22 protein-coding genes are annotated in these 26,050 nt (G+C 68.2%); 8 read left to right on the top strand and 14 right to left on the bottom strand.

What is annotated here, in order from left to right:
• The first annotated feature begins 280 nt into the window (after window positions 1–280).
• Both WT24_RS30790 and WT24_RS30785 read left to right on the top strand, forming a co-directional pair.
• Window positions 281–1,435 (top strand): branched-chain amino acid ABC transporter substrate-binding protein, encoded by a 1,155-nt coding sequence (locus WT24_RS30790; protein ID WP_059498764.1) that lies wholly within the window; start codon window positions 281–283, stop codon window positions 1,433–1,435.
• Between the two features lie 87 nt (window positions 1,436–1,522).
• On the top strand, window positions 1,523–1,825 hold the full coding sequence (locus tag WT24_RS30785; RefSeq protein ID WP_059498765.1) for a hypothetical protein: 303 nt from the start codon (window positions 1,523–1,525) through the stop codon (window positions 1,823–1,825).
• 95 nt (window positions 1,826–1,920) lie between these two features.
• Here WT24_RS30785 and WT24_RS30780 read toward each other — a convergent pair whose 3' ends face one another.
• Window positions 1,921–4,968 carry an FAD-binding and (Fe-S)-binding domain-containing protein gene (locus WT24_RS30780; protein ID WP_060037011.1) on the bottom strand — a complete coding sequence of 1,016 codons (3,048 nt, stop codon included), beginning with the start codon at window positions 4,966–4,968 and terminating at the stop codon, window positions 1,921–1,923.
• Window positions 4,969–5,121: 153 nt separating this feature from the next.
• Between WT24_RS30780 and WT24_RS30775 the strand changes: the two genes are divergently transcribed.
• Window positions 5,122–6,012 carry a LysR substrate-binding domain-containing protein gene (locus WT24_RS30775; RefSeq protein ID WP_060037009.1) on the top strand — a complete coding sequence of 297 codons (891 nt, stop codon included), beginning with the start codon at window positions 5,122–5,124 and terminating at the stop codon, window positions 6,010–6,012.
• A gap of 22 nt (window positions 6,013–6,034) precedes the next feature.
• Here the strand turns inward: WT24_RS30775 and WT24_RS30770 are convergent, their stop codons facing one another.
• Window positions 6,035–6,886, bottom strand: a complete 852-nt coding sequence (locus WT24_RS30770) for a LysR substrate-binding domain-containing protein (RefSeq protein ID WP_059498768.1) — start codon at window positions 6,884–6,886, stop codon at window positions 6,035–6,037.
• A gap of 111 nt (window positions 6,887–6,997) precedes the next feature.
• Between WT24_RS30770 and WT24_RS30765 the strand changes: the two genes are divergently transcribed.
• Window positions 6,998–7,645: a LysE family translocator gene (locus WT24_RS30765; protein WP_060037129.1), complete on the top strand. Its 648-nt coding sequence runs from the start codon at window positions 6,998–7,000 to the stop codon at window positions 7,643–7,645.
• A gap of 60 nt (window positions 7,646–7,705) precedes the next feature.
• On the opposite strand, the gene sfnG is transcribed toward WT24_RS30765, so the two are convergent.
• From sfnG to WT24_RS33985, 3 genes are all read right to left on the bottom strand, one after another.
• A complete protein-coding gene (sfnG, locus tag WT24_RS30760) occupies window positions 7,706–8,809 on the bottom strand; it encodes a dimethylsulfone monooxygenase SfnG (RefSeq protein WP_059790228.1) in 1,104 nt (367 codons plus the stop codon).
• A 37-nt stretch (window positions 8,810–8,846) separates the two neighbouring features.
• A complete protein-coding gene (gene msuE, locus WT24_RS30755) occupies window positions 8,847–9,407 on the bottom strand; it encodes an FMN reductase (RefSeq protein ID WP_060037007.1) in 561 nt (186 codons plus the stop codon).
• Window positions 9,408–9,591: 184 nt separating this feature from the next.
• The gene (locus WT24_RS33985; protein WP_257127586.1) at window positions 9,592–9,894 is read right to left on the bottom strand and encodes a hypothetical protein; all 303 of its coding nucleotides are present in this window, start codon (window positions 9,892–9,894) and stop codon (window positions 9,592–9,594) included.
• On the opposite strand from WT24_RS33985, the gene WT24_RS30750 reads away from it, so the two are divergent.
• The gene (locus WT24_RS30750) at window positions 9,884–11,020 is read left to right on the top strand and encodes a sigma-54-dependent Fis family transcriptional regulator (RefSeq protein ID WP_060037005.1); all 1,137 of its coding nucleotides are present in this window, start codon (window positions 9,884–9,886) and stop codon (window positions 11,018–11,020) included. The two genes, WT24_RS33985 and WT24_RS30750, sit on opposite strands and share 11 nt — an antisense overlap.
• Window positions 11,021–11,267: 247 nt before the next feature.
• Entirely contained in the window at window positions 11,268–12,968 is a 1,701-nt protein-coding gene (gene dhaL / locus WT24_RS30745) for a dihydroxyacetone kinase subunit DhaL (RefSeq protein ID WP_060037128.1), read from the top strand.
• A gap of 16 nt (window positions 12,969–12,984) precedes the next feature.
• Here dhaL and WT24_RS30740 read toward each other — a convergent pair whose 3' ends face one another.
• A complete protein-coding gene (locus WT24_RS30740) occupies window positions 12,985–13,272 on the bottom strand; it encodes a DUF1330 domain-containing protein (RefSeq protein WP_059790235.1) in 288 nt (95 codons plus the stop codon).
• A 264-nt stretch (window positions 13,273–13,536) separates the two neighbouring features.
• On the opposite strand from WT24_RS30740, the gene WT24_RS30735 reads away from it, so the two are divergent.
• Complete coding sequence (locus tag WT24_RS30735; RefSeq protein WP_059498781.1) at window positions 13,537–14,922, top strand: MFS transporter; 1,386 nt, start codon at window positions 13,537–13,539, stop codon at window positions 14,920–14,922.
• A 302-nt stretch (window positions 14,923–15,224) separates the two neighbouring features.
• A complete protein-coding gene (locus WT24_RS30730; protein WP_060037003.1) occupies window positions 15,225–16,157 on the top strand; it encodes an MBL fold metallo-hydrolase in 933 nt (310 codons plus the stop codon).
• A gap of 141 nt (window positions 16,158–16,298) precedes the next feature.
• On the opposite strand, the gene WT24_RS30725 is transcribed toward WT24_RS30730, so the two are convergent.
• The 8 genes from WT24_RS30725 to WT24_RS30690 all read right to left on the bottom strand — a co-directional run bounded on the left by WT24_RS30725 (window position 16,299) and on the right by WT24_RS30690 (window position 25,555).
• Window positions 16,299–17,693, bottom strand: coding sequence for an aspartate aminotransferase family protein (locus WT24_RS30725; RefSeq protein ID WP_060037001.1), 1,395 nt, complete (start codon window positions 17,691–17,693; stop codon window positions 16,299–16,301).
• A 20-nt stretch (window positions 17,694–17,713) separates the two neighbouring features.
• Complete coding sequence (locus WT24_RS30720; RefSeq protein ID WP_059790241.1) at window positions 17,714–19,192, bottom strand: NAD-dependent succinate-semialdehyde dehydrogenase; 1,479 nt, start codon at window positions 19,190–19,192, stop codon at window positions 17,714–17,716.
• 121 nt (window positions 19,193–19,313) lie between these two features.
• Window positions 19,314–19,784, bottom strand: a complete 471-nt coding sequence (locus WT24_RS30715) for an Lrp/AsnC family transcriptional regulator (RefSeq protein WP_060036999.1) — start codon at window positions 19,782–19,784, stop codon at window positions 19,314–19,316.
• Between the two features lies 1 nt (window position 19,785).
• Window positions 19,786–20,835 carry a N(2)-acetyl-L-2,4-diaminobutanoate deacetylase DoeB gene (gene doeB / locus WT24_RS30710; protein WP_060036997.1) on the bottom strand — a complete coding sequence of 350 codons (1,050 nt, stop codon included), beginning with the start codon at window positions 20,833–20,835 and terminating at the stop codon, window positions 19,786–19,788.
• A gap of 3 nt (window positions 20,836–20,838) precedes the next feature.
• The gene (gene doeA, locus WT24_RS30705; RefSeq protein ID WP_060036995.1) at window positions 20,839–22,047 is read right to left on the bottom strand and encodes an ectoine hydrolase DoeA; all 1,209 of its coding nucleotides are present in this window, start codon (window positions 22,045–22,047) and stop codon (window positions 20,839–20,841) included.
• A 10-nt stretch (window positions 22,048–22,057) separates the two neighbouring features.
• Window positions 22,058–23,062: a cyclodeaminase gene (locus WT24_RS30700; RefSeq protein ID WP_059790248.1), complete on the bottom strand. Its 1,005-nt coding sequence runs from the start codon at window positions 23,060–23,062 to the stop codon at window positions 22,058–22,060.
• Between the two features lies 1 nt (window position 23,063).
• Complete coding sequence (gene eutB / locus WT24_RS30695; protein ID WP_060036993.1) at window positions 23,064–24,035, bottom strand: hydroxyectoine utilization dehydratase EutB; 972 nt, start codon at window positions 24,033–24,035, stop codon at window positions 23,064–23,066.
• A gap of 107 nt (window positions 24,036–24,142) precedes the next feature.
• A complete protein-coding gene (locus WT24_RS30690; RefSeq protein ID WP_059498790.1) occupies window positions 24,143–25,555 on the bottom strand; it encodes a PLP-dependent aminotransferase family protein in 1,413 nt (470 codons plus the stop codon).
• Between the last annotated feature and the right edge of the window lie 495 nt (window positions 25,556–26,050).

Below are 26,050 nucleotides of genomic sequence, written 5' to 3'. Positions count from 1 at the left end.
GCGCATGGTTTCCGGTATCCGGAAGCCTCGACATCCGCGCGCCGGCGCATGCCGCAACGGTCCGCCACGCGGTGCGCCGCAGCACAAGGAAGCGGGTTCCGATATATTCATACGAATTGCATGGCGTGCGGCACCCGCCCGCTCGCCCGGGCGGCAGGTCACCCGGCCGGACACCATGCAAGCGACGCCCGTGACGGGTATGGAAAATCGTCCGATCGCCCCGGCCCGCGGCCGGCCGGTCGAGACGTCAATAGAAAGACATTCAATTCGGAGATGGCAGATGGAACGAAGCACTGTCGGCATGCGCTGCAAACCCCTGATCACCGTTGCACTGGCTGCCGCCGCGTTCGCGGCCGCGTCGAGCGCGATGGCCGACCAGGTCGTGAAGATCGGCAGCGTCGAACCGACGACGGGCGGCATCTCGCACCTCGGCAAGGACAACGAGAACGGTGCGCGTCTCGCGGTCGAGGAAATCAACGCGAAGGGCCTGACGATCGGCGGCAAGAAGATCACGCTGCAACTCGACGCGCAGGATGACGCGGCCGACCCGCGCCAGGCGACGCAGGTGGCGCAGAAGCTCGTCGACGACAAGGTCGTCGCCGTCATCGGCCACCTGAATTCGGGCACGTCGATCCCGGCATCGAAAATCTACAGCGATGCGGGCATCGTGCAGATCTCGCCGTCGGCCACGAACCCGACCTACACGCAGCAGGGTTTCAAGACGACCTACCGCGTCGTCGCGACCGATGCGCAGCAGGGCCCGGCGCTCGCGAGCTATGCGCAGTCGAAGGGCGTGAAGAGCGTCGCGGTGATCGACGATTCGACCGCATACGGCCAGGGCCTTGCGAACGAGTTCGAGAAGAAGGCGAAGGCGCTCGGCCTGAAGGTGCTGTCGCACGACGCGACCAACGACAAGGCGGTCGACTTCCGCGCGATCCTGACGAAGGTCAAGGGCGAAAACCCCGACGCGATCATGTACGGCGGCATGGACGCCACCGGCGGCCCGCTCGCCAAGCAGGCGAAGCAGCTCGGCCTGCGCGCGAAGATCCTGTCCGGCGACGGCGTGTGCACCGACTCGCTGGCCGAACTGGCCGGCCCGGCGGCCGACAACGTGCTGTGCTCGCAGGCAGGCGCTGCGCTCGAGAAGATGCCGGGCGGCGCGAGCTTCCTCGCGAAGTACCAGAAGCGCTTCAACCAGGGCATCAAGTTCGACGCGCCGTTCGCGTATGACGCGGTCTATATCGCGGTCGACGCGATGAAGCGTGCGAACTCGACCGACCCGGCGAAGATCCTCGCGGCGATGCCGGCGACGAAGTACGACGGCGTGATCGGCACGACGACGTTCGACTCGAAGGGCGACCTGACGCACGGGGTCATCTCGATCTACGGCTACAAGAGCGGCAAGAAGACCTTCCTCGACCAGGTGAAGATGTAACCCGACACGGCGCCGGCACGACGGGAACGCCACCCGTCGGCGCCAGCGCCGCGCGGGACGAATTCTGATTCACGGAGACGAAGCATCATGTGTGCAATGGCGTATGCGGAATTCCAGCAGGAGTTGAAGAAGGCGCAGTTGACGGCGCGCGAGTTCGCCCGCCTGATCCGGATGAACGAAAGCTCCATCACGAACTATTCGAGCAAGGGCACCGTCCCTTCCCACCTCGCGGTCATCGCGAAACTGATCGGTACGCTGGCCGCGCACGAGATCGACTTCCGGCGCGTGATCCGGCAAATGCGGATCGAGCCGAAACGGCCGCGCGGCGTCGGCGTGCTTCCCGCAGCGGACAAATCGCGGTCGCGGAAAGCGGCGAAAGCCGACGCCTGACCAGCGCCGGCGAAGGTCGACAGCGGCACGGGGATTGCCGCTCGACGCTCGATCGACGCCGCCTCAAGGGCCGCTCGGCCCGCACCGCCCCGTCGTCACCCCACCGCCCGCACATGGTCGAGCAGCGCCTGCAACGGATGGCGCACCTGTTTCGACGACAGGCGTTTCACCTGGCTGCGGCACGAATACCCGGTCGCCAGCGCTTCACCCTCCTCGTCCGGCGCATTGACGTGCGCAGCCCACGACTGCGCATAGATCGTCTTCGACGTCGCGAGATTGCGCGCCTCGTGCCCGTACGTGCCCGACATCCCGCAACACCCGGCCGCCTGAACCTGCAGGCGCAACCCGCGACGCGCGAACACCTGCGCCCATTGCTTGCCGCTGTCCGGCGCATTGGTTTTCTCGGTGCAATGCGGCAACAACCGGTATGAAACCGTCGCCCCACCCGCACCGGCTTGCGGCAGCGCATCCAGCAGCCACTCCTGCGGCAGCGCGACCTTCGGCACGTCGGCGAGCCCCGTCACCTTCAGGTATTCCTGCCGATACGTGAGCGTCATCGCCGGATCGAGGCCGACCAGCGCGACGCCCGAGCGCGCCAGCGCGGCCAGTTGCGTCGCGTTTCGGATCGCCGCCTTCGCGAAGGCTTGCAGAAAGCCCTGCACGTGCAGCGCCTTGCCGTTCGGCGCGAGCGGCGCGAGCCACACCCGATAGCCCAGGCGCGCCGCCAGCTCGATCAGCGTCGCCAGTTGCTCGGTATCGAAATAGCGCGTGAACGTATCCTGCACGATGACGACGCTGCGCGCGCGCTGCGCATCGCTCAGCGCGGCGAGCGCATGCGGGTCGGCCGGCTTCACGCGCCACGCGCGGATCACGGCCGCGAGATCGAAGCGGCTCAGCAGCGGGCTGTCGACCATGCCGACCTGACGCTCGAGCAGCGCCCGCACCCAGCCGGATCCCATCAGCCCGTTGTACAGCGCGGGCACGCGCGCCATCCACGGCATCGTGAATTCGAGCGAGCCGATCAGGTAGTCGCGCAGCGGCCGCAGGTAGCGCTGGTGATACAGCTCGAGAAAGCGCGAGCGGAACTCGGGCACGTTGACCTTGACCGGACACTGTCCCGCGCACGACTTGCATGCGAGGCATCCGGCCATCGCGTCGTACACCTCGTGCGAGAAATCCGTGTCGCCACGACGGGCGTTGCGGCTGTTGCGCCAGCGCTCGACCAGGCCGCGCAGGACCGGTTGCCGCGTGCGCGCCGCCGCGACGACGTCGACGCCGGCCTGCCGTTGCAGGCGCAACCATTCGCGCATCAGCGACGCACGCCCTTTCGGCGACTGCACGCGTTCGCGCGTCGCCTTCCACGACGGGCACATCGCGTCGTCCGGATCGAAGTTGTAGCACGCGCCGTTGCCGTTGCAATGCATCGCGGTGCCGTAGCTCTGCCACACGCGCTCGTCGATCTGCCGGTCGTGATCGCCGCGCGTCGGCACCTCGTCGATCTTCAGCAATCGCAGCGTGCGATCCGGCGGCGTCGCGATCTTGCCCGGGTTGAACTGGTTGTGCGGATCGAATGCGGCCTTCAACTGCTGCAGCGACGGATACAGCTCGCCGAAAAACGCCGGCGCATATTCGGAGCGCACGCCCTTGCCGTGCTCGCCCCACAGCAAGCCGCCGTGACGCTGCGTAAGTTCGGCCACCGCGTCCGACACGGGCCGCACCAGCGCCGCCTGCTTCGGATCCTTCATGTCGAGCGCCGGGCGCACGTGCAGCACGCCCGCATCGACGTGGCCGAACATCCCGTACTGCAGCCCGTGGCCGTCGAGCAGCGCGCGGAATTCGGCGATGTACGCGGCGAGGTTCTCGGGCGGCACCGCGGTGTCCTCGACGAACGGTTGCGGGCGCGCCTCGCCCTGCACGTTGCCGAGCAGGCCGACCGCGCGCTTGCGCATCGCATACACGCGCTTCACCGCATCGTCGCCGGCCGCCAGCGTATGGCCGAGACGCTCCACGCTCGTATCGATGCGCAGATGCTCGACGAACGCGCGCACGCGCGCATCGACGTCGTGTTCGTCGTCGCCGCTGAATTCGATCAGGTTGATGCCGAGCGTCGGGCGCGCGTCGTCCTGCGGAAAATACTCGGCCACGCTGCTCCACACGAAGTCCTTCATCGCGAGCATCAGCACCTTCGAGTCGACCGTCTCGATCGACAGCGGCCGGTGTTCGAGCAGCGCGCGCGCGTCGCGCAGCGCGTCCATGAAGCCCGCATAACGCACGTTGACCAGCACCGAGAACTTCGGGACCGGCAGCACGTTGAGCTTCGCCTCGACGACGAAACCGAGCGACCCTTCCGCGCCGCACAGTACGCTGTTCAGGTTGAAACGGCCGTCCGGTTCGCGCAGGTGCGCGAGGTCGTAGCCGGTCAGGCAGCGGTTGAGCTTCGGAAACTTCGCGTCGATCAGCGCCGCCTTGTCGTCGCGGATGCGCCGCGCGGTGCGATACACGTTGCCGACGCGGTCCTGCCGCGCACAGCGGCGTTCCAGCTCCGCATCGTCGAGCGCGCCGCTGCGCAGCCGTTCGCCGCCCATCAGCACGAAATCGAGCTCGAGCACGTGATCGCGCGTCTTGCCGTACGTGCAGCTACCCTGCCCGCTGGCGTCGGTGTTGATCATCCCGCCGACGGTCGCACGATTCGACGTGGACAGCTCCGGCGCGAAGAACAACCCGTGCGGCTTCAGCGCCGCATTGAGCTGATCCTTGACGACGCCCGCCTCCACGCGCACCCAGCGCTGCGCGACGTCGATTTCGAGGATCCGGTTCATGTTCCGAGACAGGTCGACGACGATGCCGTCGGTCAGCGACTGCCCGTTGGTGCCGGTGCCGCCGCCGCGCGCGGCCACCGCGACGTCGCGGTGCGCGGGCTCGGCCAGTAGCCGGGCCAGCAGCTGGACGTCGTCCGTATGCGCGGGGCAGATCACCGCCTGCGGCAGGCGCTGGTAGATCGAGTTGTCGGTGGCCTGCACGGTGCGGTTCGCGTGATCCGTACGGATTTCGCCGGCGAAGCCGGCCGCCTGCAGCGCGGCGAGAAAATCGCGGTAAACGTTCGCGGACGGGCTGGCGGGGCGAGGCAACGGGACGATCGACATGGGGCACAAACGCAATGTGGGTGGAGCAGGCCGGTTCGTGCGCACCGAAACATGATTTTTTGGCAAGTTTCCGTGCAACCGGGAATTCCAGTATCTTTCGATACTCCGTTATAAACAAACGAATTCTCCCTCGTCGAAGCTTGCATAAAACTCATGAATTACCGCCGCCTCACCCCCTCGATGTCGCTGCTGCTCGTGTTCGAGGCCGCCGCGCGGCATGAAAGCTATACGCGCGCGGCCGAGGAGCTGTCGCTGAGCCAGAGCGCGATCAGCCGGCAGGTCCAGACGCTCGAGGATCAGCTCGGCGTGCCGCTGTTCCGGCGCGAGGGCCGCTCGGTCAAGCTGACCGACGTCGGCCGCCGCTACTTCGGCGAGCTGACCGGCGCGCTCGGGCGCATCCGCGGCGCGACGTTGCAGGCGATGTCGCATCGGGCGGGCGCCGGCTCGCTCCGGCTGGCCACCTTGCCGACCTTCGGGTCGAAATGGCTGCTGCCGCACCTGCACGGCTTCTATGCCGCGCACCCGGGCGTGACCGTGCACCTTCATTCGCGAATCGGCGCGATCGATTTCCTCAACGACGACCTCGACGCGGCGATCACCGTCGGCGCCGGCGACTGGCCGGGCCTGCATGCGCACCGGCTGTACAACGAGTTCCTGATCGCGATCGCGCCGCCCGCCACGGGCAGCGGCCGCAAGGCCGACGCGCGCACGCCGGCCTGGGCCGCGAAGCAGACGCTGCTGGGCGTGACGAGCAATCAGCAGGCCTGGGCCGAGTGGTTCTCGCACTATCGGCTCGATCATCGCAAGATGCGCATCGGCCCGAGTTTCGAGCTGACGTCGCATCTGATCCAGGCCGTGCATGCCGGAATGGGGATCGGGCTGGTGCCGAAGGTGCTCGTGGAGGACGAATTGGGCCGTGACGAGCTCGACTCGATCGGCGACGCGATTACCAGCCAGCGCAGCTATTACCTCGTCTACCCGCCGGGCAACGAAGCGCTGCCGTCGCTCGTCGCCTTCCGCGAATGGCTGCTGACGTCGTGCTGACGCGCCGCCGGCGACGGGCCGGTCAGGTGCGCCATTCGCCGAGAATCTGCTCGGCGAGGTAGTCGCACGGCGGGCGCGCGGACTGCGCGCTGCGGGCGAGCACGACCTCGAGTTCGCCGAGCGACGGCAGCCCGTGGCTCTCCGTCAGCTGCAACAAGTGATCGGGCACGCAGCAGCGTGCGAGCGGCGCGACGGCGAGGCCGGCCTCGACCATGCTGAGCAGGCCGAGAAAGCTCGGGCTTTCGTATGACATCCGGTACGGAATCTTCCGCCGGTTCAGCGCCCTGACCGCGTGATCGCGGGCCATGCTGCCGCCGTGCGTGAAAAACGCCACCGGCAGCGGCCGCTCTTCCCACACGTCGCGTTTCGCCGAGCCGGCCCAGACGAGCGGCTCCATCCGGATCAGCTCGCCCGTCACGCCCTTGATTCGCGTGAGGCATGCGAGGTCGACCGTGTTGTCCTTCAGCATCGGCACGAGCGCGCTGCTCGGCTGGCCGATCACGCGCACTTCCACGCGCGGATGCATCGCGGCGAACTTGCCGAGCACCTGCGGCAGCAGCGACGAGATGTAGTCGTCGGGCACGCCGATCGTCACGCGGCCGCGCATCTCCGGACGCACGACCGACGCCCACGCCTCGTCGCGCATCGCGAGCATCCGGCGGCCGTAATCGGCGAGCATCCTGCCGTCGTCGGTCGCCGTCACGTTGCGCGTGTCGCGGATGAACAGCGGCTTGCCGAGCGCGTCTTCCAGCGTCTTGATCTGCATGCTCACCGCCGACGGCGACCGGTGCACGGCCTGCGCGCCCCGCGCGAACGATCCGGATTCCGCGACGGCCACCACCATCGCGAGCACATCGAGGTCGAGCTTCTTCATGTCGATTCAGAAAAACTGATCAATCGATTCAGTTTATCCCGTTTTACTGTTCACCTCCATCGCCGGACAATCGACGCCATCAGCACTCATTCGATGCAGGAAGCGGAAAACATGCACACGTCCGGATCGCTCTACGGGTTTCTCGTCATCGGCGGCATGCTCGCGGTCACGCCGGGGCCGAACATGGTCTACGTGATGTCGCGCTCGATCGCGCAGGGGCGGGCGGCCGGGCTCATTTCGCTCGCCGGCGTGATGATCGGCTACCTGTTCTACATGTTCGCCGCCGCATTCGGCATCACGACGCTGTTCATGAGCGTGCCCTATGCGGGCAGCGTGCTGGGCGCGGTCGGCGCAACCTATCTGCTGTACCTCGCATGGCAGGCGGTGCGGCCCGGCGGCCGCTCGCCGTTCGAGGTGAAGGCGCTGCCCACCGAGCAACCGCTGCGGCTGCTCGCGATGGGCGCGACGACCAGCGTGCTGAACCCGAAGCTCGCGATGCTGTTCGTGTCGCTGCTGCCACAGTTCATCGATTACGGGCAAGGCAGCGTGTTCGGCCAGTCGCTGTTTCTCGGCTCGCTGCTGATCGCCGCGTTCGCGTCCGCCAACGGGCTGGTGGCGCTCTGCTCGAGCGGCCTCGCGACGTTCCTGCACGGCCGCCCGACGCTGCTGCTCGCGCAGCGCTGGGCGATGGGCATCATCCTCGGCAGTCTCGGCGTGCAGATGGTGATCGAGGCATCGAGGCTGGCGGGCGTCGTGTGAACGTCACGCCGCCGCGCGGTCCTGCGCGATCGCAGGCCGCGCGCGTGCGTCGGACAGGCGTCACGCGGCAACGGCCTGCCGACGCGCCTCCAGTTCGCGCACGAGCGGCAGCACGCGCCGGCCGAAGTATTCCACTTCCTCGATGAAGTGCAGGAAGCCGGCCAGCACGAGATCGACGCCGATCGCCTTCAGCGCGACGATCCGCTCGGCGATCTGCTGCGGCGTGCCGATCAGGTTCGTGCGAAAGCCGTCGTTGTACTGCACGAGATCCTCGAACGTCGATTTCGCCCAGTTGCCCTCGCCTTCGGGCGACGCCTTGCCGGCCTCCTTCACCGCATCGCCGAACGCGTGCACGGCTTCGACGTGCGCATGCCGGATGATGTCGTCGAGCACGGCCCGCGCTTCTTCCTCGGTGTCGCGCGCGATCACGAACGCATTGACGCCGATGCGCACGCGATGGTTGTTCGCGGCCGCCTTCGCGCGAATGTCGTCGATCTGCGCCTTCAGGTTCTCCGGCGTATTGCCGTTCGTGAAATACCAGTCCGACACGCTCGCCGCGTTGTCGCGCGCCGCGCGCGAGCTGCCGCCCTGGAAGATTTCCGGATGCGGCTTCTGCACCGGCTTCGGGCTCAGCGTGTAATCGTTGAAGCGGTAGAAGTCGCCCTTGAACGTGAAGTTGTCCTGCGTCCAGATGCCCTTGAGCGCCTGGATGAATTCCTTCGAGCGCCGATAGCGTTCGTCGTGCTCGAGCCACGGCTCGCCGATCGCGGTGAATTCGCCCTTGAACCAGCCGCTCACGACGTTGATCGCGATGCGCCCGTTCGAGATGTGATCGATCGTCGCGAGCTGCTTCGCAACCACGGCCGGATGCCACGGCCCCGGCAGGATCGCCGCGAGCACCTTGAGCTTGGTCGTCGCATGCAGCAGCGCCTGGCTGAACGACACCGATTCGTGCTGGTATTCGGCGCCGTAGCCGGCCGTGAAGCGGATCTGGCTCAGCGCATAGTCGAAGCCGGCCGCTTCGGCCGTCCGCGCGAGCTTCTGGTTGTATTCGAGGCTCCAGTCGGTGCGTTGCTCGATCGTGCTGACGACGAGGCCGCCGCTGACGTTCGGCACCCAGTACGCGAATTTGACGCCGTCGGCGGAAGGGTCGGGAAGGCTCATGAAAATGTCCTGGTCGAAGGGGAAACGAAAAAGCGGCTTACGCGGCCGCGGCGGAAAGCGCGTGCGGGCGCAGTTGCGGCACCGCGCGGTCGACGGCGAGCGCGATGCGCTCGCGCAACGCCTGGCCGGCGATCTGGTACCGGTCGAAATCGCCCTCGGACGCGTACACGCCGATCGGCAGCGTGCGCGCCTGGAAGAAGCTGAACAGCGGGCGCAGCTGGTGGTCGATCACGAGCGCATGACGCTCGCTGCCGCCGGTGGCCGCGAGCAACACCGGCACGTCGACGAGCGCGTCGTGGCGCACGAGGTCGAACAGATGCTTGAAGAGGCCGGTGTACGACGCGCGATACACCGGGCTCGCGACGACGAGCGCATCGGCCGTCTCGATCGCGCGAATCAGCGCATCCAGATCGGCCGGCACCTGCGCGCGCGTGAGCGCGCCGGCCAGCCGGCTGCCGATCTCGCCGAGTTCGATCCGCCGCGCGTCGATCGGCAGCGCGGCGCCGAGCGCCGTGACGATCGCGTCGGTCAGCGCCAGCGTGCGCGACGGCCGCTGCAGGCTGCCCGATATCGCGACGACGTTGAGGGGGTGGCTCATGCGATGCGTTCCCGTGGTGAAGCCGCGTGCAGTGCGGCGATACCGGTTCGGGTCAGCAAGGAGCGTGCCATTGGCGCGGATGCGTGAAGGAAATTTCATCCGGATGACGAAGTTTTTCACTATCGCCTGCCGGAACTGGCGTTCCGCCAAATGCGCGATAGTGGCAAGCATCCCGACTCACGCGTCACATCGATATTCCGCACCACGATGAACCGTGCGCAGCGGATTTGCTGATGCACTGCTGATCAGGCAGCAACGCATCTCGCGCGCCAGCGTCGAATTCGATGCTTCGACGTCGTCGCACCGCCGCTCGTGCGCGCCATTGCAGGTTCCGCAGCAATCGCGCTTTGGTTATCAGAAATCGATGCTTTTCGCGCGCGGCGAAACGTTCAACACTCTGCTGACTACGCAGCAGCCAGACCGCGGCGCCCGCCGGCACGGGCCCGCTTTGCCCGGCCATCCAACGGTTCATCGCCATGACTTCCATTTCCGCATCGCCGCGCCCGCTCAACCTTCGCGTCGTCACCGCGTCCCGCGACCCGGCCGGACTTCAGCCCGCCGAGCACGCGGCGCCGGTGCTCACGTTGCCCGAACGTCACGCGCCGGCCCGCGCGCACGCGCTGGTGTTCGCCGATCCGCGTTCGCTCGCGCTGCTCGAACAGGTTCGCCGCGTCGCGCCGAGCGACGCGAACGTGCTGATCGTCGGCGAGACGGGCACCGGCAAGGAACTGATCGCGCGCCACGTGCACGCGCTCGGCGCGCGTCGCGACGGGCCGTTCGTCGCGGTGAACTGCGGCGCCTTCTCCGAAACGCTCGTCGACAGCGAACTGTTCGGTCACGAGAAAGGCGCGTTTACGGGCGCGTTCAGCGCGAAGCCCGGCTGGTTCGAAGCCGCGCACGGCGGCACGCTGTTTCTCGACGAAATCGGCGACCTGCCGCTCGCGATGCAGGTCAAGCTGCTGCGCGTGCTGCAGGAGCGCGAGGTCGTGCGGCTCGGTTCGCGCACGGGCATTCCGGTCGACGTCCGGGTGGTCGCGGCCACCAACGTCGACCTGCAGCAGGCGGTCGCGGCCGGGCGGTTTCGCGGCGACCTGTTCTACCGGCTCAACGTCGTGCAGCTCGCGGTCCCGCCATTGCGCGACCGCCCGGGCGACATCCTGCCGCTCGCGCGCCACTTCTTCGACATTTACCGCGACCGGCTCGGCGGCGGGCCGCGCCGCATCGATGCGCGCGCCGAGCGCCGGCTCGAGGCACACGGCTGGCCCGGCAATATCCGCGAACTCGAGAACGTGATCCATCACGCGCTGCTGGTGAGCCGCCACGATGCGCTGCAGGACACCGACCTGCACATCGCGCCGCCGTGCCTGCCGACCGTTTCCGCGCCGGCAGCCGATTCGTCCGCCGACGCGCAGGCAGCGCTCGAACACGCGTTGCGCGACCTGTTCGACGGCGGGCACGGCAACCTGTTCGAACGTATCGAGGACACGGTGATGCGTGTCGCGTTCGAATTCAGTCACCGCAACCAGATCCGGGCCGCGCAGCTGCTCGGCATCAGCCGCAACGTGCTGCGTGCGCGGCTGATTCGCGCGAAGGCGATCTCCGCGCTGAAATAGCGGCGCCAGCGCGCGCCGCCGTTCCGCTCCGGCGTCATGGCACCGCGATCCATGTCGCAACGTCCGAACCTGATGTATCGTGGCGCGAAGCGTACGCTTCGTTGCCCGATCCGCGCCGGTCGCCCGCCATGCAACCGTCGGCGACGGCAACCGGTCACGCACGATCTTCCGCAACACGAAAACGAAAGTCGTCCGGCGCGCGTGCGCGCCCGGCCGAGCCCTGTTCACCCGTCCGGAATCCGTCGCCATGAAAAAGCTTGTGAACCGCCCGTCCGACGTCGTGCGAGAAATGCTGGAAGGCATCGCGCGGCAATCGCCGCATCTCGCGATCCTCGGCGACGAGCACGTGCTCGTCCGCCAGCCGCTGCCCGAGCCGTCGCAGCGGCCGGTCGCGATCCTGTCCGGCGGCGGCAGCGGCCATGAGCCCGCGCACGGCGGCTATGTCGGCGAAGGGATGTTGAGCGCGGCCGTGTGCGGCGAAGTGTTCACGTCGCCGTCGACCGACGCCGTGCTCGCCGCGATCCGCGCGAGCGCCGGCCCGAACGGCGCGCTGCTGATCGTGAAGAACTACACCGGCGACCGGCTCAATTTCGGGCTCGCCGCCGAGCTCGCGCGCGCGGAAGGCATTCCGGTCGAAACCGTCATCGTCGCCGACGACGTGTCGCTGCGCGGCCGCGTCGAGCGCGGCCAGCGACGCGGGATCGCCGGTACCGTGCTGATCCACAAGCTCGCGGGCGCTGCCGCCGCGCGCGGGTTGCCGCTTGCCCGCGTCGCGAGCATCGCGCGCGACGCGGCGGCCGAGCTCGGCACGATGGGTGTCGCGCTCGACGGCTGTACGATCCCGGGCGCCGACAAGTCGGGCTTCAGCCTCGCCGATCACGAGATCGAGCTGGGCCTCGGCATCCACGGCGAGAAAGGCGTCGAGCGCCGCGCGCCGCTGCCGGCCGATGCGCTGGCCGACACGCTGTTGTCGAGCATCGTTGCCGATCTCGTGCTCGATCGCGACGAACGCGTTGCGCTGTTCGTCAACGGCCTCGGCGCGACGCCGGACATGGAGCTCGCGATCATGCTGCGCGCCGCGTTCGACAACCTGAGCCGGCGCGGGATCGTCGTCGCCCGCGCGTGGGCCGGCACGTTCCTGTCCGCGCTGAACATGCCCGGCTGTTCGATCTCGGTGCTGCGGCTGAACGACGAGCGCGCGGCGCTGCTCGATGCGCCGACGCAGGCGCGCGCATGGCCGGGCGGCGGCCTCGTGAACGCGCGGATCCGCGTGGCCGCGGCCGCGTCGCAGGACGCGCCGCAGCCGCCGCTCGATGCGGCCGGCCGCGCGTGGGCCGCGCGCCTGCAACGGGCGCTGCACGCCGTGGCGCAGACGCTGATCGACCACGAGCAGACGCTGACGGATCTCGATGCGGCAGCCGGCGACGGCGATCTCGGCGCGAGCATGCGGCGCGCCGCGCAGGCGATCCTCGAATTGCCCGACACCGCGTACGGCACGCCGTCCGGTGCGCTCGCGGCGCTCGGCGCCGCGTTGCGCCGCGCGATCGCCGGCAGTTCCGGGCCGTTCTATGCGACCGCGCTGCTGCGCGCGTCGCGCCGGCTGGCCGACATCGCCGAGCCGTCGCCGCGCGACTGGGCCGCGGCATTCCGAGCGGCGGTGGATTCGATCGGCGAACTCGGCGGCGCGCGGGCGGGCGACCGGACGATGCTCGATGCGCTGGTGCCGGCCGTCGACGCATTCGGCCGCGCGCTGGACAGCGATCGCGATCTCCCGAGCGCATGGACGGCGGCCGTCGAAGCGGCCGAGCAAGGTGCGCAGGAAACGGCGCGCATGACGCCGCGCGCGGGGCGGGCAAGCTATCTGGGTGAGCGGGCGATCGGTACGCCGGACGGCGGGGCGGTGGCCGTCGCGTACTGGTTGCGGGCGTTGCAGCCGCACGTCCGGTAACGGCGCGCGGCCGCGCTCAGACGCCCTCGACCAGCACCGCGCGATAGCGGGCGCCCTTGAACCGGTGCTGGACGACCCGCTGGTATTCGGAGCCGTGATACCACGCGTGCGCGGCCTCCTTCGACGGGAACTCGACGATCACGACGCCTTCCGGGCCGTCCCCCTCGAGAATCTCCTGCGGCCCATATGCGGCGAGCACCTTCACCGGATGGCCGGCAAGGGTCGCACCGACCTGGCTCGAATAGGTGTCGAGCTCGCGCTGGTCCTGCGTGCTTTCCCGCGTAAAAACGATGTAAGTCGCCACGATATGCGCTCCTGATGAATGGTGAAAAAAGGGACGCCACGCGCTGCACGGTCCGACGAATCCTGCGCGGCAGCGCGCAGCTTACCGCCGTTCGCCGCCCGGCGCCGCGAAGCGCCAGCCGCGGCCTGCGCGGGCCGCCCCGCCCCGGCACGGGAAAACCCCGATCCCCACATCGTCCTATGACATCGGGCATCGCAAATTGGCGGGATTACTTTGATCCTCGTCGGCGCCCGCCCGGGCGCATGCTGATAGCGAGGATCCCTCATGCGATACGTGCCATCGTGGACTTCAGTTTCCGCCGCGTCGTCGACTCCCGACGACGCGACCATCCAACGCGGCGACGAGCCGCACTGTCTGCCGCGGGTCGCGATCGCGGCCGCCGCCCTCGGCAATGCGACCGAATGGTTCGATTACGGTATTTACGCGTACGGTCTCGCGTACATTTCCGCCGCGCTGTTTCCCGGCAACACCGCGAGCGCGACGCTGTTCGCACTCGGCACGTTCGCGATCTCGTTCCTGATCCGCCCACTCGGCGGCCTGTTCTGGGGGCCGCTCGGCGACCGGCTGGGCCGCAAGCGCGTGCTCGCGCTGACGGTCCTGACGATGTCGGGCGCGACGTTGCTCGTCGGCCTGCTGCCGAGCTACGCGACGGCCGGCTGGCTCGCCCCGGCCGCGCTGATCGTGCTGCGCATGGTGCAGGGGTTCTCGACCGGCGGCGAATATGGGGGTGCAGCCACCTTCATCGCCGAATACGCGCCCGATTCGCGGCGCGGCCTGTGCGGCAGCTTCCTTGAATTCGCGACGCTCGCCGGCTTCTCGCTCGGCGCGTTCCTGATGCTCGGCTTCGCGCTGCTGCTCGGCGATTCGGCGATGCATGCGTGGGGCTGGCGCCTGCCGTTCCTGGTCGCGGCGCCGCTCGGCCTGATCGGCTTCTATCTGCGCTCGCGCCTCGAGGAAACGCCGGTGTTCCGCGAACTCGAGGAACAGGCGCACCGCCGCGAGAAAAACGTCGCCGCCGCGCTGCCGATCCGGTTGCTGCTGGTGCGCTATGCGAAGCCGCTGGTACTGCTCGGCGGGCTCGTCGTCGCGTTGAACGTCGTCAACTACGTGCTGCTCGCGTACATGCCGACCTACATGCACAAGGAGCTCGGCGTCAGCGAGAACATGTCGCTGCTGATTCCGCTGATCGGCATGCTCGCGATGATGGTGCTGCTGCCGTTCGCCGGCTGGCTGTCGGACCGCGTCGGCCGCAAGACGATGTGGTGGATCTCGCTCGTCGGGCTGTTCGTCGCGGCCGTGCCGATGTTCACGCTGATGACGCACGGTCCGCTCGGCGCCTTCATCGGCTTCGCGGTGCTCGGCGTGCTCTACGTGCCGCAGCTCGCCACCATTTCCGCGATGTTCCCGGCGATGTTCCCGACCCACGTCCGGTATGCGGGCATGGCGATCGCGTACAACGTGTCGACGTCGCTGTTCGGCGGCACCGCGCCGATCGTCAACGATTGGCTGATCGGCAAGACCGGCAACGCGCTGATCCCCGCTTACTACATGATGGCCGCCTGCGCGGTCGGGCTGATCGCGCTGCTGGCGGTGATCGAGACGCGCGGGTGTTCGCTGCGCGGCGACACCCTTCCCGGCCAGCCGGGCTGACCCGCGCGCCGGCGGCGTCCGGCTTCCCATAAACGGCATCCATTGCATCGCCCGCCGTCCGGCAACGGACGGCGGGCGATGTGCATTTCGAGCGGTGAAGCCCCGCTGACGGATTGTTGTCGCCCGGACAACACGATGTGCACGCGTGCAGCGCTGTTGGCGTGTGTCGGCCGTCACTACAATCGCTGGCGACGCTCGATCGAAATCCGGTCGAACCGAAGCGCGCGATCGTCACGATCGCGCTCGCGAACCGCGCGGCGTCGCGCGGCTCGATCCCCACTCGACGAACAGGATTACTGAACATGAACGCACCCATCCGCAACGTCCAGCCCGTCATCGCCCGCCTGGGCAACGAAGGTTCGGGCGAGCTCGTTTCGTCCCGTTACGCCGTGCGCATCGGCGAGGTCGACGTCGTGCTGATCAGCGACGGCGTGCTGCCGCTGCCGACTTCCACCATGTCGACCAATGTGAGCGAAGCGGACCGCAACGCATGGTTCGACGGCCGCTTCCTGCAACGCGACATGTTCGACTGGGCGCTCAACATCGCGCTCGTGCGCAGCGGCGACCGTCTGATCCTGATCGACTCGGGCGTGGGCGACGGCTTCGAATACTTCACGCGCGCCGGGCGCTCGGTCATGCGTCTGGAATCGGCCGGCATCGACCTGGCCGCGATCACCGATATCGTGATCACGCACATGCACATGGACCATGTCGGCGGGCTGAACGTCGACGGCGTCAAGGCAAAGCTGCGCCCGGACGTCCGCATTCACGTATCGGCCGCGGAAGTGGCGTTCTGGAAAAATCCCGACTTCAGCAAGACGGTGATGCCGGAAACCGTTCCACCCGCGCTGCGCAAGGCAGCGGCGCGGTTCGTGGAACTCTATGGCGAAAACATCGTGCAGTTCGACCGGACCGTGGAAGTCGCCGCGGGCGTGTCGGCGCGGGTGACGGGCGGCCATACGCCGGGGCACTGCGTGGTCGACGTCGCATCGAACGGAGAAAGGCTGACGTTCGTGGGCGACGCGATTTTCGAGGTCAACTTCGACCATCCCGACTGGCAAAACGGCTTCGAACACGATCCGGACGCGGCGGTCGACGTGCGTATCGCGCTGTTCAACGAAGCCGCGGACTCCGGCGCGCTGCTCGCCGCGGCCCATGTCGCGTTCCCGTCGATCGGCCATGTTGCAAGGCACGGCGACGGGTTCCGTTTCGTTCCGGTCGTGTGGGATTACTGAGGGACGGTCGGTAGCCGACGTGCACCGCAGGCGATGCACCGACGGCTTTTCCAGACCGTATCGGCAAGAAAAAACGCCGCCGCACTTGCATGCGGCGGCGTCGCCTCGCGCGCCGGAGCGCGCATCAAGGCCGCTTGAACATCACGCGACGGCCGACAGGTTCCGCTCGGCGACCTCGTCCACTGCATCCTTGACGATCGCGACGATCTCGTCAGCCTCTTCCCGCGTCATCACGAGCGGCGGCGCAAAACCGAGAATGTCGCCATGCGGCATCGCACGCGCGATCACGCCGCGCTGCAACGCGGCCGCGGACACCTGCGCACCGATCTTCAGTGCGGGATCGAACGGCGTGCGTGCGTCCTTGTCGGCCATGAACTCGAGCGCGGCCAGCATGCCGACGCTACGCACCTCGCCGACGAGCGGATGCGCACCGAATGTGTCGCGCAGCTTCGCCCCGAAGTACCCGCCGACGTCGGCCGCGTTGCCGACGAGGTTCTCGCGCTCCAGGATCGCGAGGTTCGCGAGCGCGGCGGCCGCGCATACCGGATGGCCCGAATACGTCCAGCCGTGCCCCATCGGCCCATGCTCCTGCGAGCCGCGCGCGATCACGTCCCACACCTTCTCGCCGACGATCACGCCCGACAGCGGCGCATAGGCGCTCGTCAGGCCCTTCGCGACCGTGATCAGATCGGGCTCGATCCCGAAGTGCTGCGCGCCCATCTTCGAGCCGAGACGCCCGAACCCGCACACGACTTCATCGGAGATCAGCAGGATGTCGTGCCTGCGCAGCACGGCCTGGACCGCGGGCCAGTAGCCGGCGGGCGGTTCGATGATGCCGCCCGTGCCCATCACCGGCTCCGCGATGAAGGCGGCGATCGTGTCGGCGCCTTCGCGTGCGATCAGCTTCTCGAGTTCGTCGACGCAGTACGCGACGAACTGCGCTTCGTTCATGCCGGCCGGCGCCTTGCGATACCAGTGCGGACACACCGTATGCTTCACGCGATCGATCGGCAGGTCGAAATGCTGGTGGAAACTCGGCAGGCCGGTGAGGCTGCCCGTCACGATGCCCGAGCCGTGATAGCCGCGTTCGCGCGAGATGATCTTCTTCTTGTTCGGGCGGCCGAGCACGTTGTTGTAGTACCAGACGAGCTTGACCTGCGTCTCGTTCGCGTCGGAACCCGACATCCCGTAATAGACCTTCTTCATCCCCGCCGGCGACCAGTCGATGATGCGCGACGACAGCTCGATGATCGCGTCCGACGCGTGGCCGACGTACGTGTGGTAGTACGCGAGCTGCTTCGCCTGTTCGTACATCGCGTCGGCGACTTCGGTGCGGCCGTAGCCGATGTTCACGCAGTAGAGGCCGGCGAACGCGTCGATATAGCGCTTGCCCTGGTGATCCTCGATGCGGATGCCCTCGCCGCCGCGCACGATCTTGCCCGGCAGCGCGCCGGTCTCGTGGTCGTATGCGTGCGTCGACGGGTGCATGAAGTGGGCGCGGTCCTCGCGCAGCAGTGCGTCGATCGATTTTTGCATGATGTGCTCCTTTGAATGGGTCAGGCCGTCGCCGCAACCGGCAGGCCGAGATTGCCGAGGCAGAAGTACTTGGTTTCGGTGAACGGCTCGAAGCCCTCGGTGCCGCCTTCGCGCCCGAGGCCCGACGCCTTCATCCCGCCGAACGGAATCGGCGCGCCGGTGAATTTCACGCCGTTGACCGACACCATCGCGAAATCGAGCCGCCGCACGAGCTGGAAGATCGTGTCGATGCGCGTCGCGCATACGTAGGCGGCGAGGCCGTACTCGGTGTCGTTGGCCGTTTCGACGGCTTCGTCGAGCGTGTCGAACGCGCTGACGGCCGAGATCGGCGCGAAGTTCTCTTCGTCGACCACACGCATGCCGGGGGCGGCATCCGCGATCACGGTCGGCTCGTAGAACCAGCCGCCGAGCGCATGCGGCCGCCCGCCCGCGACGATGCGCGCGCCTTGCGCTCGCGCATCGTCGACGCGCGCCACCGTCGCATCGAACGCGGCCTGATGCATCAGCGGACCGACGTCCACGCCCTGCTCGAACGCCGGCCCCGTCTTCAGCGCGCGCACCGCGTTCGCATACCGTTCGACGAACGTGTCGTACAGCGGGCGCGCGACGAGTATCCGGTTCGCCGCGCAGCAGTCCTGGCCGGACGTCTGGAACTTCGCGCCGACGGCAATCCGCACCGCCTCATCGACATCCGCATCCTCGGTCACGATGAACGGCGCATTGCCGCCCAGTTCGAGCGCGATCTTGCGGATGCCGGCCTTCGCGGCGGTTTCGGTCACGAGCCGGCCGACGCGCGTCGAGCCGGTGAAGCTCACCGCACGCACGCGCGCGTCGCCGACCAGCGTTTCCATCGCCATCTGCGGCTCGCCGAGCACCACGTTGAACACGCCGGCCGGGAAGCCGGCCTCGTCGGCGAGCTGCGCGAGCGCGAGCGCCGAAAACGGCGTTTCGTGCGCGGGCTTCACGACCACGGTGCAACCGACCGCGATCGCGGCCGCCGCCTTGCGCGTAATCATCGCGGCCGGGAAATTCCACGGCGTGATCAGCGCCGCGACGCCGACCGGCTCCATCACGGTACCGAGATGCGCGCCGTCGATGTGGGTCGGAATCGTGCGACCGGCCACACGCTTCGCCTCGTTCGCGAACCATTCGACGAAGCTCGCCGCATAGCGGATCTCGCCGCGTGCTTCGGCCAGCGGCTTGCCCTGTTCCAGCGACAGCAGCGCGGCCAGATCGTCGACGTGACGCAGGATCAGCGCATGCCAGCGCAGCAACGCCGCGCTGCGCACCGCTTGCGGCGTCCAGCGCCAGGTTCCGTAGGCGCGCTGCGCGGCGTCGACGGCCGCGACGATCTGCGCGCGTTCGAGCATCGGCACGTGGCCGATCACCGCCTGATCGGCGGGGTTCACGACGGCGACCGTCGCGGCACTATCGCTGTGGATCCAGCGACCGTCGACGTAGCAAGTCGACTTGAACAGAACAGGGTGTCCGGGCAGCATGCTGCGTCTCCTCGTTGGTGGGCACGGACTTCATTGTGTCGCGCCCGCGCATGCGGAAATTTCGGTTTGCACCGCCGGAAATGCCGGTTTTTTCCGTATTGCCGCGTGCCGGCGCGAACTTTCACAGCCAGTCCGGCGCGCCGCCGGATCCGCACTTCACCACCTTCGTCACGATGTACGTGAAGTAGCGCTCGATGCCGAGGTCTTCCATCAGCAACGCATCGATGAAGCGCTGGTAATGGTCGATGTCGCGCGCGATCACGTGCAGCACGTAGTCGACGCCGCCGCCCGTCGCATAGCACTGCGCGACCTCGGGCGCCGCGGCCACACGATCCTCGAAGCGCCGCATGTCGGGCGCGGTGTGCCGCGACAGCGTCACCTCGACGACGATGCGGCTGCAGGAGAACGCGCCGATCCAGTCGACGTCCGCGCGATAGCCGCGAATCACGCCGCTTTCCTCCAGCTTGCGCACGCGCTCCCACGCCGGCGAAATCGACAGGTTCACGGCCTCGGCGAGCTTCGACTTCGTGATGCGCCCGTCGCGCTCGAGCAGGCGCAGGATCGCGAGGTCGTATCGGTCGAGCTTGACCACGTTATGCGTCGCTCCAGGCCGCCACCGGGATGTTGCGCTCGACGATGTCGGCCACCACCGCGATCGTGTCGCCCGTCTGCACGATGCCCGGAAAATGCCGCGCGGCGAGCAGCCCGCGCCGCCGTGCGACGTACTCGACCGGCGTGACGCCCGTGCGGTCGATGTCGTGCACGCGCGCGAGCACGTCGCCGGCCTCGACCTCGCTGCCGAGATCGACGCACATCTCGAGCAGGCCGCGATGCTCGCTGGTCGTGTAGCAAGCGCCGTCCGGCATGTCGAGCAGCGTCGTCGTACGCGGCGTGCCGCCTGCGCCGGCGCGCTCGCCTTCGCGTCGCGCGAGTACGCCCGCATGCGCGAGAAAGCCGCGCACGCCGCGCTCGGCGATCGCGACGCTCGCCGCCGTCGACGTACCGCCGCCGCCCAGCTCGGTCGACACGAACACCTTGCCGGCTTCTTCCGCCGCGCTGTCGTAAAGGCCGATGCTGTCGAGTTCCAGCATGCGCATCGAATACGGCGCGCCGAACGCGCGCATCGCGCGCTCGCAGCGCGCTTGCTGCTCGCGGTCTTCCAGCACGTGAATCGCCGCGAACGGCACGAAGTCGAGCGTGCGGCCGCCCGCGTGAATGTCCAGCACGTGCGTCGCGAGCGGCAGCAGGTGGCGCTGGAAGTAATCGGCGATCTTCTCGGTCACGGTGCCGTCCGGCCGGCCCGGGAAGCTGCGGTTCAGGTTGCCGGCATCGATCGGCGACGTGCGGCAACCGGCGCGGAACGCCGGGTAGTTCATGAACGGCACGACGATCACGCGGCCGGTCACGTCGGCCGCCTTCAGCGAACCCGCGAGCTTCGACAGCGCGACCGGCCCTTCGTATTCGTCGCCGTGATTGCCGCCGGTCAGCAACACCGTCGGCCCGTCGCCGCGTTTCACGACGGTCACCGGAATCATGATCGCGCCCCACGCAGAATCGTCGCGCGAGTAAGGCAGCTTCAGGAAGCCGTGCTGTTCGCCGTCCGCGTCGAAATCGACGGTCGGCGTAATCGGGGAAGCACGCATCGCCTACTCCTTCACGAACAGCTTGCGCGGCACGTTGCAGAACGTCTCAACGCCGGTCTCGGTGATCAGGATGCTTTCCGTGATCTCCAGCCCCCAGTCGTCGAGCCACAGCCCGGGCATGAAATGGAACGTCATCCCGGGTTCGAGCACCGTACGGTCGCCCGGACGCAGGCTCATCGTGCGCTCGCCCCAGTCAGGCGGATAGCTCGCGCCGATCGGATAGCCGCAGCGGCTGTCCTTCTCGATCCCCGCGCGGCGCAATACCGCGAAGAACGCGTTCGCGATGTCCTCGCATACGTTGCCCGGCTTCGCGGCCGCGAGTCCCGCTTCGATGCCCTCGACCACAGCGCGCTCGCCTTCGATGAAGTGCGCGGGCGGCTTGCCGAGATAGACGGTGCGCGACAGCGGGCAGTGATAGCGCCGGTAGCAGCCGGCAATCTCGAAGAACGTGCCGGCGCCGCGCGAGAATGTCGAGTCGTCCCAGGTCAGGTGCGGCGCGGCCGCGTCCGCGCCGGTCGGCAGCAGCGGGACGATCGCCGGATAATCGCCGCCGAAGCCGTCCGCGCCGCCGATGCCGGTCGCATAGATCTGCGCGACCAGGTCGCTTTTCTTCATGCCCGGCTCGATCGTCTCGACGATGTGCGCATGCATCCGCTCGACGATGCGCGCGGCCACACGCATGTACTCGATCTCGCGCGGCGACTTCACCGCGCGCTGCCAGTTGACGAGCGCGGTCGCATCGAGCCAGCGCGCCGCCGGCAGATGCTTTTGCAGCGACGCGTACGCCGCCGCGCTGAAGTAGTAGTTGTCGAGCTCGACACCGATGCGCAGCGTGCTCCAGCCGCGCGCCGCGATCACCTCGGTCGACAGGTAATCCATCGGGTGGCGCGCGGTCGACTGCACGTAATGATCGGGATAGCCGACGATATTCTCGTGCGCCATGAACGCGGTGCGCTTCGCGCCGTTCGCGTCCTGGCCGCGGCCGAACCACACGGGTTCGCCGTCCAGCGCCAGCAGCACGCACTGGTGCACGTAGAACGACCAGCCGTCATAGCCGGTCAGCCAGCCCATGTTGGTGGGATCGGTGACGATCAGCAGGTCGATGCCGGCCCGCTCCATCGCCGCGCGCGTCTTTGCGATGCGCGCGACATATTCGCTGCGCGCAAACGCGAGACGTGGCGCGGCGTTCTGGGTTTCGATGACTGCGGCCATCTGTCTCCTCTCAAGTCGTGAGGTCGTTGTGAAAAATCGTGCCCACTTCCGCCGCGCGGGCGCGTTGCAACGCGAGCACGGCAATCGCTGTGTCCTGCGCACCGGTGCCGGTCAGGTCGCAGATCGTGATGTCGTCGCGATGCGTGCGGCCGTCGCGGCGGCCGGCGATCACTTCGCCGAGTTCCGGAAACACGGCGTCGGCTGCGACGGCCCCGGCCGCGATCGCGTGCGCGAGTTCGCCGGCCACGCGGGTCTGCTGCAGCCGGTCGCAGAAATAGCGTGCCGCGCCAAACACCGACGGCGCGAGTTCGGTCTTGTAATCGGCGTCCGAACCCATCGCCGTCACGTGCAGCCCGGGATGCAGGTCTTCCGCGTGCACGAGCGGTGCGCGGCTCGGCGTGGTCGTCACCGCGATGTCCGCGTCGGCCAGCGCCGCATGCACCGAGCGCGCGACCGTCGCATCGATGCCGTGCGCCGCGCGCACGTCGGCCGCGAATGCGGTGGCCCGCGCGGTATCGCGCGCCCACACCGTCACGTGCGTGATGTCGCGCACGAGCATCAGCGCGGCGAGCTGCAACCGCGCCTGCTCGCCCGCGCCGACGATCGCCGCGCGGTGCGCATCGGCCCGCGCGAGCCGGCGCGCGGCCACCGCGCCGGCCGCCGCGGTGCGTACGGCCGTCAGGTAGCCGTTGTCGAGCAGCACGGCCTCGGTCAGGCCGGTGCGCGCCGACAGCACGAGCATCAGCCCGTTCAGGCTCGGCAGCCCGAGCGACGGGTTGTCGAAGAAGCCCGGGCTGACCTTGATCGCGAAGCTGTCGAAACGCGGCAGGTACGCCGTCTTCACGTCCACTTCGGCGTGGCGCTCCGGCAGCGCGAGATTCAGGATCGGCGGCATCACGACCGCGTCGGTCGCGAGCGACGCGAATGCGGCCTCGACCTGGTCGATCGCGGCGAGATCGAGAGGCACCAGCGCACGCAGTTGCGCCTGACCCAGCAAAGTGACGGGATGGGCCATGTCAGTTCTCCGAAACGAGCCGGCGATGCACGGCCATGTCGATGTTCGCGCCGCTCACGACGACCACGATCGGGCCGCTGCGGTCGCGGCGCACGATCCGCTCGTCCAGCAACGCGGCGAGGCCGACCGCGCCGGCGCCTTCGACGACGAGCCGCTCTTCCCGATACGCATGCGCGATGCCGCGCGCGATGGACGGCTCGTCGAGCAGCACGACGTCGTCGGCCAACGCGCGCGTCATGTCGAACGTGTAGCGGTTGTCGAGACCGATGCCGCCGCCGAGCGAATCGGCCAGCGTGGGCTGCTCGTCGACGTCGACCGGGCGGCCGGCCGCGAGGCTCGCGTGCATCGCGGCGCCTCGCGCCATCGATACGCCGATCACTTCGATCGGCGGCCGGATCGCCTTCGCGGCAAACGCGACGCCGCTGAACAGCCCGCCGCCCGACAGCGGCACGACGAGCGTCGCCGTATCGGGCAGCGCCTCGAGTATCTCGACGCCGATCGTCGCCTGGCCTGCGATGATGCGCGGATCGTCGAACGGCGGCACGTACGCATGGCCTTCGTCGCGCGCGAGGCGCCGCGCTTCGACCTGCGCATCGTCCTGGCTGTCGCCGACGATCACCACGCGCGCGCCGAGCGCCGCGACCGCCTCGACCTTGTTGGCCGGCACGAGCGACGACATGCAGACGGCCGCGTCGATGCCGAGCGCGCGTGCCGCATGCGCGACCGCGCGGCCGTGGTTGCCGGTCGATGCGGTGACCACGCGCGTCACGCCCTGCGCCGCGAGTTCCGCGAGCGCGTTGGTTGCGCCGCGCAGCTTGAAGCTGCCGGTCGGCTGCAGCGTTTCGAGCTTCAGGTGGACGGGTGCGCCAACGCGCGCGGACAGCGCGGCGGACGCGACGAGCGGCGTACCGTCGGCGCGCCCGGCGAGGCGGCGGCGCGCGCGGTAGACGTCGGACAACGACAGGAAGGACATGGAACGCACGCCTCGCGACGAATGTGATGCGATCCAGTCTAATGTTCCAAATCGCGCTTTCGAATGTCCTGATACATTGCGCGCGACATCGCGGCAGCGCCGCCGGTTCAGTGGAAATCGTTCAGGTGCGGATACTGTTCGAACACGCCCGCGATCGTCTCGAGCGCCGCGTTGCATGCTGCATCGGACGTTTCGGCGCCGATGCACACGCGCACCGCATTCGGCCGCTCCGTGCCGCCGACGAGGAACGGATCGGGCGACGTCACCGCGATCTTGCGGGTGCGCAATTCGCGTACGATCCGCTCGGCCTGCCAGTAGTCGGGCACGCGCAGCCATGCCGAAAGCGCATTCGGGTGCGCACCGAGCACATACGGTCCCAGCGCGGCCCTCACCATCTCCTGGCGCACGGCGAGCCGCTGGCGCTGCAGTTCGACGAGCCGCCGCGCGGTGCCGTCGGCGATCCAGCGCGTCGCGATTTCCGCGATCGGCGACGTCGCCATCCAACTGCTCACGCGCAGCACGCTCTCGACGCGCAACGCGAGCCGCCGCGGCATCGCGAGATAGCCGGTGCGCAACCCGGTCAGCACCGATTTCGTCATGCTCGTGCAGTAGAAGCCGAGCTCCGGAATCAGGCTGGCGATCGGCGTGCCCGTCTTCTCGGGGAGCGGGCCGTACACGTCGTCCTCGATCACGTACACGCCGTAGCGCGTCGCGATGCGTGCGATCGACCGCCGCCGCGAATCGGTCATCAGCGACACGGTCGGGTTATTGAGGGTCGGCGTACACACGAGCGCGCTGATCCGCTCGCTGTCGCACATCTCCTCGAAATGTTCGGGACGAATGCCGTGCTCGTCCATCTCGAGCCCCTTCAGCGTAAACCCGAGCACGTTCGCGGAGCCGATCACGCCGTGATCGGTCAGGCTCTCGCACAACACGGTATCGCCCGGCCCGACGATCGACGCGAGCGCGAGAAAGATCCCGTGCGCCGCGCCGTTCGTGACCAGCAGCGATTCGCGATGCACCGGCATGTTCAGCGACGCGAGCCACGCGGCGCCGGCGTCGCGATGCGCGTCGAGGCCGGCGATCGGCCGGAACGAACGGATCCACGGCTGATCGTCGGTGCCGGCCAGCGCCGCACATACGCCGCGCCACGCGGCATCGTGTTCCGGCGTGTGGACGATGCGGGCGATCGAGAAGTCGACCAGTTCTCGCTCGGTCGTATCGAGGATGTAGTTCGACATCGATTCGGTCACGCGCGCGGCCACGAAGCTGCCACGGCCGACCTCGCAGCGGATCAGCCCCTGGCGTTCCAGCTCCTTGTACGCGTTGGTGACGGTCTGCACGCTGACGCCGAGGCTCGACGCGACGTCGCGCTGCGGCGCGAGCCGTGCGCCCGGCGCGAGCGCGCCGTTTTCGATGTCGCTGGCAATCGCCTTCACGAGCCGCTTGTATTTCGACTCGATGCCGTGCACCGCGCCGATCGCGTCGCGCCAGCCTGCCGATACCTCGGTCCGTCCCATCTCGATGTCTCCGTCGTGGCTTCCGCATGGTCGCTCAGAAAGACACCCCGAAAATATTGTCCTAGTGCAATCGCGCGCGAAAGCAGGACTTATGGGTCGAATCGGCGGCGCAATCGGCGTGCCCGTATGAGTACGGGGCCTCCGGCACTTTTATGGACGTCGCGGGACGCCTGCGTCGCAGAATGCGCGATGCCCAGGGATCGCCCGCGTGCCGACCATCCTGCCGTCGTCGAGCGCCGCCGCCGCGACGTGGGGAGCGGCATGCGAGGATGAGGTCGACACGCATGGAACCGCCCGCGCGCTTGCAGAGCCCCCGATTTGCACGCCACGGTCGTTTTGCGAAGTCCGGTTTTTCCCGAGCCGGGGCTTCGAATTTACTGAACGCGCGCGCCGTGCTGACGGACCGTTCTCGTCTGACGATTCAATATGGTCGGCGCGCCGGCGGCCCGGGATCGTCAGCCTTGCCGCCCGACCATGGCCGGCACGCCGCCCGGA

Origin of the sequence: Burkholderia sp. MSMB1078WGS (genome assembly GCF_001528895.1) — a bacterium.
Taxonomy (GTDB): Bacteria; Pseudomonadota; Gammaproteobacteria; order Burkholderiales; family Burkholderiaceae; genus Burkholderia.
Note: the sequence above shows the minus strand (reverse complement) of the source record. Positions and strands in the feature narration are given on the sequence as shown.